This window comes from Pseudomonas sp. 8Z (genome assembly GCF_902506535.1).
Lineage (GTDB): Bacteria > Pseudomonadota > Gammaproteobacteria > Pseudomonadales > Pseudomonadaceae > Aquipseudomonas.
The window spans coordinates 220,707-235,118 of the sequence record NZ_LR733826.1 but is presented as its reverse complement, the minus strand read 5'-3'; the positions used below and the strand labels follow the sequence as shown (position 1 = coordinate 235,118).

8 protein-coding genes and 3 tRNA genes are annotated in these 14,412 nt (G+C 62.7%); 6 read left to right on the top strand and 5 right to left on the bottom strand.

Annotated features, from left to right (window positions below; translation table 11 throughout):
• Nucleotides 1-115: 115 nt before the first annotated feature.
• Entirely contained in the window at nucleotides 116-2,149 is a 2,034-nt protein-coding gene (locus AERO9A_RS10425) for an NADPH-dependent 2,4-dienoyl-CoA reductase (RefSeq protein WP_159971891.1), read from the bottom strand.
• Nucleotides 2,150-2,351: 202 nt separating this feature from the next.
• Between AERO9A_RS10425 and AERO9A_RS10420 the strand changes: the two genes are divergently transcribed.
• On the top strand, nucleotides 2,352-3,380 hold the full coding sequence (locus AERO9A_RS10420) for a carbon-nitrogen hydrolase family protein (protein WP_159971890.1): 1,029 nt from the start codon (nucleotides 2,352-2,354) through the stop codon (nucleotides 3,378-3,380).
• On the top strand, nucleotides 3,377-4,459 hold the full coding sequence (locus AERO9A_RS10415) for an AraC family transcriptional regulator (protein ID WP_159971889.1): 1,083 nt from the start codon (nucleotides 3,377-3,379) through the stop codon (nucleotides 4,457-4,459). The genes AERO9A_RS10420 and AERO9A_RS10415 overlap by 4 nt, the downstream gene beginning before the upstream one ends.
• 1,059 nt (nucleotides 4,460-5,518) lie before the next feature.
• Here AERO9A_RS10415 and AERO9A_RS10410 read toward each other — a convergent pair.
• From AERO9A_RS10410 to AERO9A_RS10395, 4 genes are all read right to left on the bottom strand, one after another.
• Nucleotides 5,519-5,595: transfer RNA gene (locus tag AERO9A_RS10410), tRNA-Asp, on the bottom strand.
• A 108-nt stretch (nucleotides 5,596-5,703) separates the two neighbouring features.
• Nucleotides 5,704-5,780: transfer RNA gene (locus AERO9A_RS10405), tRNA-Asp, on the bottom strand.
• Between the two features lie 32 nt (nucleotides 5,781-5,812).
• Nucleotides 5,813-5,888: transfer RNA gene (locus AERO9A_RS10400), tRNA-Val, on the bottom strand.
• A gap of 88 nt (nucleotides 5,889-5,976) precedes the next feature.
• Nucleotides 5,977-6,450, bottom strand: coding sequence for a MarR family winged helix-turn-helix transcriptional regulator (locus AERO9A_RS10395; RefSeq protein WP_159971888.1), 474 nt, complete (start codon nucleotides 6,448-6,450; stop codon nucleotides 5,977-5,979).
• Between the two features lie 108 nt (nucleotides 6,451-6,558).
• Between AERO9A_RS10395 and AERO9A_RS10390 the strand changes: the two genes are divergently transcribed.
• The 4 genes from AERO9A_RS10390 to AERO9A_RS10375 all read left to right on the top strand — a co-directional run bounded on the left by AERO9A_RS10390 (nucleotide 6,559) and on the right by AERO9A_RS10375 (nucleotide 14,391).
• Complete coding sequence (locus tag AERO9A_RS10390) at nucleotides 6,559-8,328, top strand: N-acetylglutaminylglutamine amidotransferase (protein WP_159971887.1); 1,770 nt, start codon at nucleotides 6,559-6,561, stop codon at nucleotides 8,326-8,328.
• Between the two features lie 150 nt (nucleotides 8,329-8,478).
• Entirely contained in the window at nucleotides 8,479-10,218 is a 1,740-nt protein-coding gene (ngg, locus tag AERO9A_RS10385; protein WP_159971886.1) for an N-acetylglutaminylglutamine synthetase, read from the top strand.
• Nucleotides 10,219-10,279: 61 nt separating this feature from the next.
• Nucleotides 10,280-11,482 carry an osmoprotectant NAGGN system M42 family peptidase gene (locus AERO9A_RS10380; protein ID WP_159971885.1) on the top strand — a complete coding sequence of 401 codons (1,203 nt, stop codon included), beginning with the start codon at nucleotides 10,280-10,282 and terminating at the stop codon, nucleotides 11,480-11,482.
• 161 nt (nucleotides 11,483-11,643) lie between these two features.
• On the top strand, nucleotides 11,644-14,391 hold the full coding sequence (locus AERO9A_RS10375) for a hybrid sensor histidine kinase/response regulator (RefSeq protein ID WP_159971884.1): 2,748 nt from the start codon (nucleotides 11,644-11,646) through the stop codon (nucleotides 14,389-14,391).
• Nucleotides 14,392-14,412 lie beyond the last annotated feature (21 nt).

Sequence of the window (14,412 nt, the reverse complement as noted above, 5' to 3'; positions counted from 1 at the left end):
AAAACGCAACCTCGGCAATGTGACTCGGTTAGCACGAAATCGGCGCACAAGCCGCGACAAAGGCGGCTGAACGCCGAAACTGTGACGAAGCCGGTAAAGAAATCAGCCCCCGCCCTCAGAGCTCAGCCGCCAGGCGTGAGCCCTGATTGATCGCCCGCTTGGCATCGAGCTCGGCGGCGACATCGGCGCCACCGACCAGATGCACACGCTGACCGGCATTCTCCAGCCCTTGCTGCAGTTCACGTAGGGGATCCTGGCCGGCGCAAACGATCACCGTATCGACCGGCAGCACCTGCTCCTCGCCACCAGCGATGCGGATATGCAGGCCGGCATCGTCGATCTTCACGTACTCGACCGAGTTGAGCATCTGCACATTCTTGTTCTTCAGCCCAGTGCGGTGAATCCAGCCGGTGGTCTTGCCCAGGCCGTCGCCGACCTTGGACTTCTTGCGCTGCAACAGGAACACCTCGCGCGCCGCCGGGTGCGGATGCGCCTCGATGCCCGCCACGCCACCACGCGCTTGCAGCGCTGTATCGATACCCCACTCCTTCCAGAACGCCTCGCGGTCAAGGCTGGTGGCCTGGCCTTGGTGAGTGATGTACTCGGAGACATCGAAACCGATGCCGCCGGCGCCAATCACCGCCACCTTCTGCCCAACCGGCTTGCGTTCGAGAATCGCATCCAGGTAGCCGATCACCTTGGCGTGGTCGATACCGGGAATTTCCGGGGTGCGCGGGGCGATACCGGTGGCCAGGATGATCTCGTCGAAGCCGCCTTTGACCAGATCGTCCACCGACACGCGAGTGTTCAGGCGCACGTCGACACCGGTGGTCTCCAGCTTGCGCTTGAAGTAGCGCAGCGTTTCAAAGAACTCTTCCTTGCCCGGCACGCGCTTGGCCACGTTGAACTGGCCGCCAATTTCGCTGGCCGAATCGAACAGGGTCACGCTGTGGCCGCGCTCGGCAGCCACGGTGGAGGCTGCCAACCCAGCGGGGCCGGCACCCACCACGGCGATCTTCTTCATCGTGGTAGTGGGGATGTAGTTCAGCTCGGTTTCGTGGCAGGCACGCGGGTTGACCAGGCAACTGGTCAGCTTGCCACCGAAGGTGTGATCCAGGCAGGCCTGGTTGCAGCCGATGCAGGTATTGATCTCGTCCGCGCGCCCTTGAGCGGCCTTGTTGACGAACTCCGGGTCGGCGAGAAATGGCCGCGCCATCGACACCATATCGGCATCGCCCTCGGCCAGCACCTGTTCAGCCACTTCCGGCGTATTGATGCGGTTGGTGGTGATCAGCGGGATCGCCACCTCGCCCTTGAGCTTGGCCGTGACCTTGGTGAACGCCGCGCGCGGCACCTTGGTGGCGATGGTCGGGATGCGCGCCTCGTGCCAGCCGATGCCGGTGTTGATGATCGTCGCACCGGCTTTTTCGATGGCCTTGGCCAGCAGCACGATCTCGTCCCAGGTGCTGCCGCCCTCGACCAGATCGAGCATCGACAGGCGATAGATGATGATGAAATTCGTCCCCACCGCCTCGCGCACGCGGCGCACGATTTCCACCGGCAGGCGCATGCGGTTCTCGAAGCTGCCGCCCCAACGGTCGGTGCGGTGGTTGGTGTGGGCGACCAGGAACTGGTTGATGAAGTAGCCTTCCGAACCCATCACCTCGACGCCGTCGTAACCGGCCTGCTGGGCCAGCGCCGCGCAATTGACGAAATCGGCGATCTGCTTCTCGATACCCTCCTCGTCCAGCTCACGTGGCTTGAACGGGTTGATCGGCGCCTGGATGGCGCTCGGCGCTACCAGCTTCGGGCTGTAGGCGTAACGCCCGGCATGCAGAATCTGCATGCAGATCTTGCCACCGGCAGCGTGTACGGCCTGGGTGACGATCTTGTGCTGCTCAGCCTCCTCCATAGTGGTGAGCTTGGCCGCACCGGAGTAAACCCCACCCTCCTCGTTCGGGCCGATGCCGCCGGTGACCATCAGGCCAACGCCACCACGGGCACGCTCAGCGAAATAGGCCGCCATGCGCTCGAAACCACCCGGTTTTTCTTCCAGCCCGGTGTGCATAGAGCCCATCAGGGCGCGGTTGTTCAGCGTGGTGAAACCCAGATCGAGCGGGGCCAGCAGGTGCGGGTAGCGAGCAGTCATGGAATTCTCCACATCGGTGTGCACTTCACGGATCGCCGCGGTCTCATGGGCACGCGGTCGGTTATGAGGCCAGACGATAAAGAGGCCAAACGACAGGCTCAATGATCGAATCTGACAAGATAATGATCAAAAGCAACATCCACGCTTGGCACGAAGCCCAACCCGACCTAACCTGAACCGCCTGCTTCAAGAACCTACCGTCATGCAGCGACTGATCATCTTCTTCATCGCCATCCTCCTGACTGGCAGCCTCGGGGCTTACGCCCACTGGTGCGAGCAACGTGACCCTGTGCGCTATCTGTCCGACCTGCGCAGCCATCTTGCCCTGGATCAGGGGCGGCCGAGCGCACGCGGCAACCTGCTGGGCATCCAGCCCGAACTGGTCACCAGCGATTACCAGAGTGTCGCGCGCCTGCGCCTGAAACTCGCCGCCTACCTCGACCACGCTCGCGATTTGGGCTTGCTCAACGCGCGCACGGTGGTCGTCCTGCCCGAGCACATCGGCACCTGGCTACTGGCCGTCGGGGAAAAGGACGAGCTGTATCAAGCCCAGGATCGACAACAAGCACTGCGCTGGCTGGCCGCCAGCAACCCACTGGCCTTCAGCAAAGCGCTGTTGACGGCACAAGGCGAATCCCGCCTGCAGGATGCACTGCTGCGCACCAAGGCAAAGACCATGGCGCGCGACTATCAACAGTTGTTCGGCGGCCTGGCGCGCGACTATGGCGTCACCCTGGTGGCCGGTTCCATCGTCCTGCCAGAGCCGCGAGTCGAGCACGGCCAGTTGAAGGTCACCACAGGGCCGCTCTATAACGTCAGCTTGGTATTCGATAAGGCTGGCAATCCGCTCGGCCAACCCCAGCGCCAAACACACGGCGAGCAGGCCGTCGCCTCAGCGCCTGCCTCGCGACTACAGGTACTGGAAACGCCAGCCGGCCGCCTCGGCGTACTGCTCGGCAACGACGCACATGACGCCCAACACCACCACCTGCTGGCCGAGCAACAGGCCGAACTGCTGGCCCTGCCAGCCAGCGAGCAAGCCAGTGCCGAGCAGGCTCAGGCGCTAGCTGGGCGACTACAGCAACACGGCTTGCGCGCCGCCATCGCCGTACAATTGCGCGGCCGCCTCTGGAGCCACAATATGCAACCGCGCAGCCTGGCGGTCGAGCCCGGCCAACCGCTCTACGGCGACGCACACAGCGGCGCGCAACTGATCAATGTGTGGCTATGAAAGCCTCCCGCGTTCGCCTGGGCGATCTATCCGTTGGTTTTACCCAGGCGCTGGCCGCTGCACTCACCGAGCACGGCCATGACCCACAGCCGCTATTGGCACAGTTCGGCCTGGATCACGAACGCCTGGCCGAGCCACGTGCACGCCTGTCCATACCGCGCTACATGCGCCTGGGCCACAGCGCTATCACCCTAAGCGGCGATGCCTCGCTGGGCTTGCTCATGGGCCGACTGATACGCCTCGCGCACATCGGCTTGGCGGGCATTTGCGCAGCCCAGGCCCCCGACCTTCGCGAAGCGGCACGCACCCTGACCCGCTTCGAGCCGCTGTATACCGCCAACTACCGAGGTCGCTCCAGCTTTAACGAGGACGCACGCGGCGCCTGGCTGCACTTTTATTCCATCAGCCCGTACAACGCCTACAACCGTTTCGTGGTGGATTCAGTGCTGGCTGGCTGGCAGAGCAATCTGAGCCAGGTGATTGCCCACTCAATCAGCCTGGAGAAGGTCGAGATCGAATTTCCCGCGCCCGAGTATGGCGAGTGTTACGCGAACGCCTTCGGCTGCCCGGTGGAATTTGCGACAGGCACCAACCGCCTGCGCCTAAGCAACGAAACCCTGGCCCTGCGCAACCCGGAACATTGTCCGGGCACCTGGCGGCATTTGCTGGAGCTATGCGAACGGGAACTGGAGCAACTGACCCGCACCCGCAGCCTGCGCGAACGGGTGATTCAGCTACTCGGGCCGCTGCTACACGGTCATGAACCGGATCTGCAGGAAGTCGCGCGCCGCCTGCAACTGCCGAGCTGGACACTGCGGCGCAAACTGGCCGAGGAAGGCACGCAGTTTCGCACCATCCTCAACGACACCCGCCGCGACCTGGCCACGGCCTATATCCGCGACACCGAACTGGCCTTCGGCGAGATCGCCTACTTGCTCGGCTTCGCCTCGGCCGAAGCCTTCCAGCGCGCATTCAAACGCTGGCTCGGGCAAACGCCCGGCGACTACCGCCGCGCCCAACGCCGAGGCAGCAGCGAGATTCAAAGCTCGGTGGCATCGTCCGCTTCAGTTACGTCCTGATCGAAGGCGTCGCGTTCGAGCAGCTCTTCCTGATAATCGTCCATCTGGTGGTCTCCTCGGTTCATTTCGTTTGACCGATAGCAAGCTACTTTGCCTGCATGAAGACAAGATGACGGAAAGCCGCAGGGGGAATCGTTCTGGCATAAATCGGCACCACAACCAACGCCCAGAACACCAACATACAAACCTACGCCCCCGACGCGAACACCACCCTCCCCCAACACCTCACCAATCGCCCAATAAAAAGGATCTTCGCGGAATCATGGGGAAGCCGGGCTTGATATCGGACTGGCAATACGGTGTGAGTTGTTCTGGTGTCTGTTTCGAATTGCCGCGTTTTTGCTGATGTCTTTGGTTTCGCCTTCCCAGGCGAGTTACTTTGCGGGCAAAGTAACCAAACCCTCCGCCCGTTCATCCGGCCCTCGCTGCGCGAGGGTTCGCTCACTCCATCGCCGCTCCAGAGGCCCGCCACGATGGGCCATCCATGGCCCGCCGTGGCTCTCGCGACATCCTGTCGCTCGACCTCTTCCACGACGATTCCGTTCGCCCTCCTGGGCGGGCTCTGCACGCGCCTGAACCGAAGGCACCCCAGAAATAGCCCGGAGTTTTATTGGTTTAATTCGACAGCCACATCGCGCCTGCACAACTACCAGAACACACCGAGCAGCCCATGGCATGCCTGTTCGTTCAGGCGCGCGAATACCCCCTTCAGGAGGCCGAACGTAGGCACTGCGCAGGGGGCGAGTGGCATGGATGCCACGAGAGGCTTGAAGGGCCATGGATGGCCCTTGCAAGCCGACCCCGGAGCGGTGCCGGAGTGAGGGAAGTCGAGCGCAGCGAGACCCGGATGGCGGGGGTGCGTTTCTTTGGCTTACTTTTCTTTGCGCATTTCAAAGAAAAGTGAGTCGCCCGAGGGGGCGAAACCCAGAATATCTGAGAACACAGCAGCGGCGTCCAAAACACCGCACACAAACCTGCCAGCCCAGCGTGAAGCCCTTCTACCCCCACCAATCGCCCAATAAAAAACCCGTCGATCTTGCGATCGACGGGTTTCGTATATGGCGCAGCGGACGGGACTCGAACCCGCGACCCCCGGCGTGACAGGCCGGTATTCTAACCGACTGAACTACCGCTGCGTGTCGGTTGGACTTTCGTCCAGAGAACTCTTTAAAGCGTCTTGCATCTGATGGCGCCCTTGCGGGCTTTGCCATCTCAAACCGACATAAGGTCGACCTGGGAAATAATGGCGCAGCGGACGGGACTCGAACCCGCGACCCCCGGCGTGACAGGCCGGTATTCTAACCGACTGAACTACCGCTGCGCGTCGGCTGGACTTTCGTCCAAATTCGCTAATGGTGGGTGGTGACGGGATCGAACCGCCGACCCTCTGCTTGTAAGGCAGATGCTCTCCCGGCTGAGCTAACCACCCATGTGCCTTAGCGAGGCGCGCACTTTATGCAGGCAGCGACGCTAAGTCAACACCCTGCTTGAATTTTTTCTGAAAAAAGCACGAAACCTCAGTCCATCTCTCCGCACAGTTCAGCAGCGCGCAGCAACGCTGCAGTGAGACTGTGCCGCTCCCACTGCGTCAACGCCGCGAAACGCTGATTGAACCCCGGCGGCATCAGCGATGGCGCCTGCTCGATCAACTCGCGCCCGGCATCGCTGATCAAGAGCCATTGGCGGCGGCGATCCTGGTCATCGCGCTGGCGCTGCAACAGGCCACGTTCTTCGAGGCGGTCGAGTAAGCCGGAAAGCGTCGCCGCCGTGAGGCTGACGCGGCTGCTAAGTACGCTGGCGGTCAGCCGCGTCTCACTGGCCAGTACCTGCAAGATCATCAGTTGCATCGGCGTCAGCCCGCCGAAGCGAGCCAGGCGCTTGGCGTGCACTTCTCCGGCTTGCTGCAACCGACGCAAGGCCTGGAACAGCGGCATTTCAAAAGCCATGACAGATGACAAATCTATTTCAACAGGAACTTTTTTATCACTCATAAGCACCAATTCATCACAACCAAAACTTTGACATGAAAGCATTATTTTGTTTTGGTGTAAAAGGCTCAGTCACGAGCCACTCCCCAACGGCAACACCGGTAAGGAACTATGTGCGCAATAGCTGGAGAACTACGTTTTGATCGACGCCCCGCGGATCTGGCGGCTGTCGAACGCATCACCCATCACATGGCCCCTCGCGGCCCAGATGCCCATGGCTTCCATAGTCAGGGTCCCATCGCACTCGGTCATCGCCGCCTGAAGATCATGGATCTGGCCGAAGCCTCGGGTCAGCCGATGATCGACAGCGATCTCGGCCTGTCGATGGTGTTCAACGGCGCCATCTACAACTACCCCGAATTGCGCACCGAGCTGGAAACGCTGGGTTATCGCTTCTTCTCCGGCGGTGACACCGAGGTGCTGCTCAAGGGCTATCACGCCTGGGGCGAAAAGCTGCTGCCCAAGCTCAACGGCATGTTCGCCTTCGCCGTCTGGGAGCGCGACACGCAAAGCCTGTTCATCGCCCGCGACCGCCTTGGCGTCAAGCCGCTGTACTTGTCGCGTACTGGCGAGCGCCTGCGCTTCGCCTCGTCGCTGCCGGCCCTGCTGCAAGGTGGCGATATTGCCAAGACGCTGGATGCCGTGGCCCTCAACCACTATTTGAACTTCCATGCCGTGGTGCCGGCACCGCGTACCATCCTGGCGGGTGTCGAGAAGCTGCCGCCTGCCACTTGGATGCGTGTCGACGCAAACGGCCAGGTCGAGCAACAGACCTGGTGGACGCTGCAGTTCGGCCCGCAAGGCGAGGAAGTGAATTACGGCTTTGAAGAATGGCGCGACCGCACGCTGCAAGCCATGCGCGAGGCGGTGGAGATTCGTCAGCGCGCGGCGGTGGATGTCGGCGTGCTGCTCTCCGGCGGTGTCGATTCGAGCATGCTGGTCGGCCTGCTGCGCGAGGCGGGCGTAGAAAACCTGCTGACCTTCTCCATCGGCTTTCAGGACGCCGGCGGCGAGCGCGGTGACGAGTTCCAGTATTCGGATCTGATCGCCCAGCATTTCGGCACTCGCCACCACCAGTTGCGCATCGGCGAGCACGAGATTATCGAGCAACTGCCGCAGGCCTTCCGCGCCATGAGCGAGCCGATGGTCAGCCACGACTGCATCGCCTTCTACCTGCTCTCGCGCGAAGTGGCCAAGCACTGCAAGGTGGTGCAGAGCGGCCAGGGCGCTGACGAGCTGTTCGCTGGCTACCACTGGTACCCGCAGGTCGATGGCGCCAAGGATGCCTTCGCCGCCTACCGCGCCGCCTTCTTCGACCGCGAACACGACGAATACGCCGCCTGCGTGCAGCCAGCCTGGCTGACCGGCGACATGGCCGGCGAGTTCGTCCGCGAGCACTTCGCCATGCCCGGCGCCGAGGCAGCAGTGGACAAAGCGCTGCGCCTGGACAGCACGGTGATGCTGGTCGACGACCCGGTCAAGCGCGTGGACAACATGACCATGGCCTGGGGCCTGGAGGCGCGCACGCCGTTCCTCGACTACCGCGTGGCCGAGCTGTCGGCGCGTATCCCGGCACGGTTCAAGCTGCCCGAAGGCGGCAAGTACGTGCTCAAGGAAGCCGCGCGCAAGGTCATACCCAGTGCAGTGATCGACCGGCCCAAGGGTTACTTCCCGGTGCCGGGCCTCAAGCATCTGGAAGGCGCCACCCTCGGCTGGGTACGCGATCTGCTGCTCGACCCAAGCCAGGATCGCGGCCTGTTCAACCCGAGCATGCTCGACCAGTTGCTGACCAACCCGCAGAGCCAGCTCACGCCACTGCGCGGCTCCAAGCTGTGGCAACTCGCGGCGCTCAACCTGTGGCTGAGCGAGCAAGGTCTGTAACGACGCAGGAGCGCTTCAGTCGGACAAGGCTTTGCGGCTGAAGCTGCTTCTACGGGTTAAAGAACGGTCATCGCCCGGATGCAATTGCGGGTCGACATGACTCAACACTCGATCCGGCTCAGACCGGAGGTAGCGATTTAAGGACAACTCATGCGCTCCCCTGCCTTTAAACAACGCTTGATCCGTGGCCAGACACCCTCTTACGAGCGCTTGCAGGCACGCCTGGCCGAAGATCACACCAGCCAGCCAAGCCAACCGCAGGCCATCCACTGCGGCTGGGGGCGCCTGCTGATCGGCCACACCTACCCGGATGCCGCCGCGCTGGCCGAATCCCTGCTCGATGAGCAACTCGGCGAGCGCGATATCGCCCTGTATGTCGCCGCGCCGCATCAGGTGCTGGCCCATGCGCCGCAGCAACTGTTCCTCGACCCTTCCGACACCCTGCGTCTGTGGTTCACCGACTACCGCCCGGCGCGTCGCAGCTTTCGCGGTTTTCGCATTCGCCGCGCGCAGAACGAAGCGGACTGGCAGGCCATTAACTGCCTGTACCAGACCCGCAATATGCTGCCCATCGACCCGGACAAGCTCACGCCCTACAACGAAGGCGGCCCCACCTACTGGCTGGCCGAGGACGAAGACAGCGGCGCGGTGATCGGCAGCGTCATGGGCCTCAACCACCAGCGCGCCTTCCGCGACCCGGAAAACGGCAGCAGCCTCTGGTGCCTGGCAGTCGACCCACAATGCAGCCGCCCCGGTGTCGGCGAAGTGCTGGTGCGGCATCTGATCGAACACGGCATGAGCCGTGGCCTGAGCTACCTCGACCTGTCGGTGCTGCACGACAATAAGCAGGCCAAGAAGCTCTACGCCAAGCTCGGTTTTCGCGAACTGCAGACCTTCAGCCTCAAGCGCAAGAACGGCATCAACCAACCGCTGTTCCTCGGTCCCGGCCCGCAGGCCGAACTCAACCCTTACGCCCGCATCATCGTCGACGAAGCATTGCGCCGGGGCATCGAAGTGACGGTGGACGACGCCGAAGCCGGGCTGTTCACCCTTAGTCACGGCGGCCGCCGCATCCGTTGCCGCGAATCGCTGTGCGACCTGACCAGCGCCGTGAGCATGACCCTGTGCCAGGACAAGCGCCTGACCCACCGCGCCCTGTCGCGCGCCGACCTCAGCGTGCCGGCGCAGCGGCTGGCCGGCAGCGCCGAAGAAAATGCCGCCTTCCTCGCCGAGCATGGCTCGCTGGTGGTCAAGCCGGTCGATGGCGAACAAGGCCAGGGCGTGGCGGTGGATCTGCGCACCCCCGGTGAAGTACAGGAGGCCATCGAGCGCGCCAGCGTATTCGACCAGCGTGTGCTGCTGGAAAGCTATCACGAGGGCTTTGATCTGCGCGTGCTGGTGATCGGCTACGAAGTGGTCGCCGCCGCCATCCGCCGCCCCGCCGAGATCATCGGCGACGGCCGCCACAGCATCGGCGAACTGATCGATGCGCAAAGCCGCCGCCGCCAGGCTGCCACCGGTGGCGAAAGCCGCATTCCCAAGGACGCCGAAACCCTGCGCACCCTGCACGGCGCCGGCCTTGACTACGACAGCGTGCTACCGGCCGGTCAGCGCCTGGCGGTGCGCAAGACCGCCAACCTGCATACCGGTGGCACCCTGGAGGACGTCACCGCAATCCTTCACCCGACCTTGCACGAGGCCGCGATCAAGGCGGCGCGGGCACTGGAGATTCCAGTGGTCGGCCTCGACCTGCTGGTGCCAGCCGCCGATCAGCCGGACTACGTGTTCATCGAAGCCAACGAACGCGCCGGTCTGGCCAACCACGAACCGCAACCGACCGCCGAGCGCTTCGTCGACCTGCTGTTCCCGCTGAGCCACGCCACGAGCTGAGATGCCCCCCGGCCCACTCGCGCAAACGGGAGTGGGAAGACTCAAACGCCGAGGAGACTGTATGCAACAACTACCCGAACCCGACCTCGACTACCTGCACAAGGTACTGCTGGAAATGCTCGCCATTCCCAGCCCCACCGGCTTTACCGACACCATCGTGCGCTACGTCGCCGAGCGCCTGGAAGAGCTGGAAATCCCCTTCGAGCTGACCCGTCGCGGCACCATCCGCGCCACCCTGCGCGGGCGCCAGAGCGAGTACGAGCGCTTCGACCGCGCCGTGTCCGCGCACCTCGACACCATTGGTGCCATCGTCCGTGAAATCAAGGACAACGGCCGCGTGGGCCTGGCCCCAGTGGGCTGCTGGTCGAGCCGTTTCGCCGAAGGCAGCCGCGTCAGCCTGTTCACCGACAACGGCGTGATACGTGGCAGCGTGCTGCCGCTGATGGCTTCTGGGCACGCCTTCAACACCGCCGTCGACACCCTGCCGATCAGTTGGGATCACGTCGAACTGCGCCTGGACGCCTACTGCGCCACACGCGCCGATTGCGATTCGCTGGGCATCTCGGTGGGCGATTTCGTCGCCTTCGACCCGCTGCCGGAGTTCTCCGAAAGCGGTCATATCAGCGCCCGCCACCTCGACGACAAGGCCGGCGTGGCTGCCCTGCTGACCTCGCTCAAGTCCATTCGCGATCACGGCCTGCAGCCACTGATCGACTGCCACCCGCTGTTCACCATCACCGAAGAAGTCGGCTCCGGCGCCGCCGCCGCCCTGCCCTGGGATGTCAGCGAGTTCGTCGGCATCGACATCGCCCCGGTCGCGCCTGGCCAGCAGTCCAGCGAACACGCAGTCAGCGTGGCCATGCAGGACTCCGGCGGCCCGTATGACTATCACCTGTCGCGGCAACTGCTGCGCCTGGCCGCAGAAAACGACATCCCGGTGCGCCGCGATCTGTTTCGCTACTACCACAGCGACGCCCAGTCGGCCGTAGCGGCCGGCCATGACATTCGCACCGCGCTGCTCGCCTTCGGCTGCGACGCCACCCACGGCTACGAGCGCACCCACACCGACAGCCTCAAGGCACTGACGCAGATCCTTACCGCCTACGTGCTCAGCCCGCCGGTATTCGCCAGCGACGCGCAGCCGGCGGATCAGGGCTCACTGGAGCGCTTCAGCCACCAGTTGGAACATGAGGCACAAATGGGAAGTGATACCCGCGTACCCAAGGTCGACAGTCTGTTAGGCCAACGCGATCAGGACACTTGAAGGTAGCTCGGCATATAGAGCAAAGTGCAAGCAAAAGGAACAGGGGGAGCAGCAGCTCCCCTTTTTGTAGTTGCGATTCGGCGACTACTCTTCATAAGGCGCGTCGCGACGCGACGTTAGAATGACTGTCGGCCATCACTGCATGGCCTTGAGGTTCACGGATGCCTCGTCTCTGCCTGGTTGTACTGTTGTACTGGCTCGCCGCCCCCCTCTGGGCCGCCCAACCTGCCCCACTGGACAGTGAGGAGCTACGCCTTTCCCTAGGCCCCTACACAACCTATTACGAAGACGCCGACGGGCAGATGACCAGCGCCCAGATTCTGGCGCTCGATGACACGGCCTTTCGCCCACTGGCCAGCGAACATGCCAACCTGGGCAAGAACAAATCGGTCTGGTGGTTCAAGCTGCGTCTGGTCAATAGCCTCGAACACGCCCTGGGCGGCTATCTGGAAGTCAACTACCCGCTGCTCGACGACCTGCAGATCTACCAGATGAATGCGCAAGGGCAAACCCTCAGACAGGAAAGCGGCGACCACTTCGCCTTTGCCCAGCGCCCGGTCAAGGTACGCAACTTCTGGTTCCCGCTGCAGGTTGAACCTGGCATCAGCACGTTGCTGGTGCGCGTCGAGACCACCAGCACAGTCTTCGTGCCGTTGTTCTTCGCCACCTATGGTGCCAGTGCCGCCGCCCAGGAAAATTTCATGGGGCTCAACGGCGCGTTCTATGGCGTGTTGTTCGCCATGTTCTGCTACAACCTGTTCCTCTATCTATCGCTGCGCGAGCCCGCCTATTTCTGGTATCTGGCCTATAACCTCAATGTCGGCCTGCTCGCTGCCTGCTTCGACGGCATGCTGTTCAAGCTGCTGCCCGAACATGTGGCGTTGCAATCGGTGGCCATCTACATCCTGATGTACCTGCATTGCCTGAGCGCCATCCAGTTCAGCCGCCACTTCCTGCATGCCAGACAATTCTTCCCGCGCCTGGACAACTGCCTGCGCCTGCTCATGTTGGTGTGCCTGGCCTGCCTGGTATCGGTGCCACTGATCGGTACAACCAACTGGAACATCCTCGCCAGCCTGACCGTCTCCCTGGTGTCATTGATCCTGCTGTTGACAGGCCTGTACGCCTGGCGTCGCGGCGTGCGCTACGGCTCCTACTACACCCTGGCATGGGCCGTATTGCTGTTCGCCTTTATCCAGGCCACGGCGGGCTCGCTCGGGCAGGAAATATTCGGCGTGTTCGGTGCTACGGCGGTGAAAATCGGCGTCACCATCGAACTGATCACCCTGTCCATCGGCCTCGCCGACCGTATCAACCTGCTCAAGGATGAAGGTTTCCAATCCCGCCGCGCAGCCGAGCAGGCCGAGTTCGAAAACCGAGCCAAAAGCCGCTTCCTGGCCAAGATGAGCCATGAGATCCGCACGCCACTCAATGGCGTACTGGGCATGCTGCAACTGCTGCGCGAGACGCCGCTCGATCGCAGCCAGCGCTTTTACGTCGACACCATCTCCAGCTCCGGCAGCTCACTGATGGCGGTAATCAACGACATCCTCGACTACGCCCGCATCGAGTCCGGCAAGCTCAGCCTGGAACAGATCGACTTCGACCTCGAAGACATGATTTCCGAAACCCTGAGCCTGTTCACCGGCCAAGCCCTGGACAAACGCCTACGCCTCTACGTCACCCTGGAAAACGGCGTGCCACAGCGCATCAAAGGTGACCCCACGCGCCTCAAACAAATACTGATGAACCTGCTGAGCAATGCGCTCAAGTTCACCTCTGAAGGGCATGTCGCCCTCAGCCTTAGCCTGCGCAGCGACAGCCAGGGGCGCTCGTACCTGATCTTTGCGGTCAGCGACAGCGGTATCGGCATCAGCGAGCAGGCCCTGAGCAAGCTGTTCGAGTCCTTCGCTCAAGGCGATTCCAGCACCACTCGCCGTTATGGCGGCAGCGGCCTGGGCCTGGCGATCAGCAAGGAACTGGTAGAAATGATGAGCGGGCGTATTGAGGTGCAGAGCACACTCGGCCAGGGCACCCGCTTCGCTTTCGAGATCCCCCTGCCCGATGACGCCGCCCTTCCCGATGAGCTTGCCTCTCTGCTCAGCGGGCGCACAGCGCTACTCGCCTCGCTCGACGGGCTTGGCCTGGATGCCATGAGCCGCATGCTCGGTCGCTGGGGTATGCGAACCGAACGCTGCCAGACCCCCGAGCGACTTCAAGAAGCGCTGGAAGACTTCAAGGCGCCACCTTTGCTGGTGCTGATGGCACCCTGGCCGGGAAGCGTCATGCACTGGCTGGAGTCAATACGCAAGGAGCTGCGGCCCGACCAACGCGTGCTACTGGTCTGCCCGCCCGAGAGCTGCCAGACTCTGCCAGCCAGCCAGGGCCTACTTCTGCAACACCTGGCCCAGCCGGTTGCAGTCAATGCCCTGCGCCTGGCCCTGAACGAGCTCTATGCCGCTCCCCACGTGAAGGTGCACCCGTTGACCCAAGAGATACACCGCAACAAAGGCGCAACGCCCTGCATTCTGGTTGCCGAAGACAACCCGGTGAATCAACTGGTGGTACAAGGTTTTCTGAAAAAGCGTGGCTACAGCGTGAAACTGGTCACCAACGGCCAGGCCGCCGTTGATGAGTACAACCGTGCACCCAGCAGCATTCACCTGATACTGATGGATTGCGAGATGCCGCAAATGGACGGCTTCGAGGCCACCCGGCAAATTCGCCGCCTGGAGCGCGACAGCCAGTTGCCTGCCGTGCCCATCATCGCTCTGACTGCGCATATCCTCGACGAACACCGACAAAATGGCCTGGATGTCGGCATGAACGACTTCCTCGGCAAGCCGCTGGACAGCGAAGTGCTGTACAGCATGCTGGAACGCTATCTGAACCCTCGCCCGCAATCCTGACAGCCTCTATCATGGGCGCCG

Excerpts from the sequence above, each read along its gene's own strand:
- AERO9A_RS10425 (WP_159971891.1), bottom strand. The coding sequence starts at position 2,149 with ATGACTGCTCGCTACCCGCACCTGCTGGCCCCGCTCGATCTGGGTTTC.
- AERO9A_RS10420 (WP_159971890.1), top strand. The coding sequence starts at position 2,352 with ATGCAGCGACTGATCATCTTCTTCATCGCCATCCTCCTGACTGGCAGC.
- AERO9A_RS10415 (WP_159971889.1), top strand. The coding sequence starts at position 3,377 with ATGAAAGCCTCCCGCGTTCGCCTGGGCGATCTATCCGTTGGTTTTACC.
- AERO9A_RS10395 (WP_159971888.1), bottom strand. The coding sequence starts at position 6,450 with ATGAGTGATAAAAAAGTTCCTGTTGAAATAGATTTGTCATCTGTCATG.
- AERO9A_RS10390 (WP_159971887.1), top strand. The coding sequence starts at position 6,559 with ATGTGCGCAATAGCTGGAGAACTACGTTTTGATCGACGCCCCGCGGAT.
- ngg (WP_159971886.1), top strand. The coding sequence starts at position 8,479 with ATGCGCTCCCCTGCCTTTAAACAACGCTTGATCCGTGGCCAGACACCC.
- AERO9A_RS10380 (WP_159971885.1), top strand. The coding sequence starts at position 10,280 with ATGCAACAACTACCCGAACCCGACCTCGACTACCTGCACAAGGTACTG.
- AERO9A_RS10375 (WP_159971884.1), top strand. The coding sequence starts at position 11,644 with ATGCCTCGTCTCTGCCTGGTTGTACTGTTGTACTGGCTCGCCGCCCCC.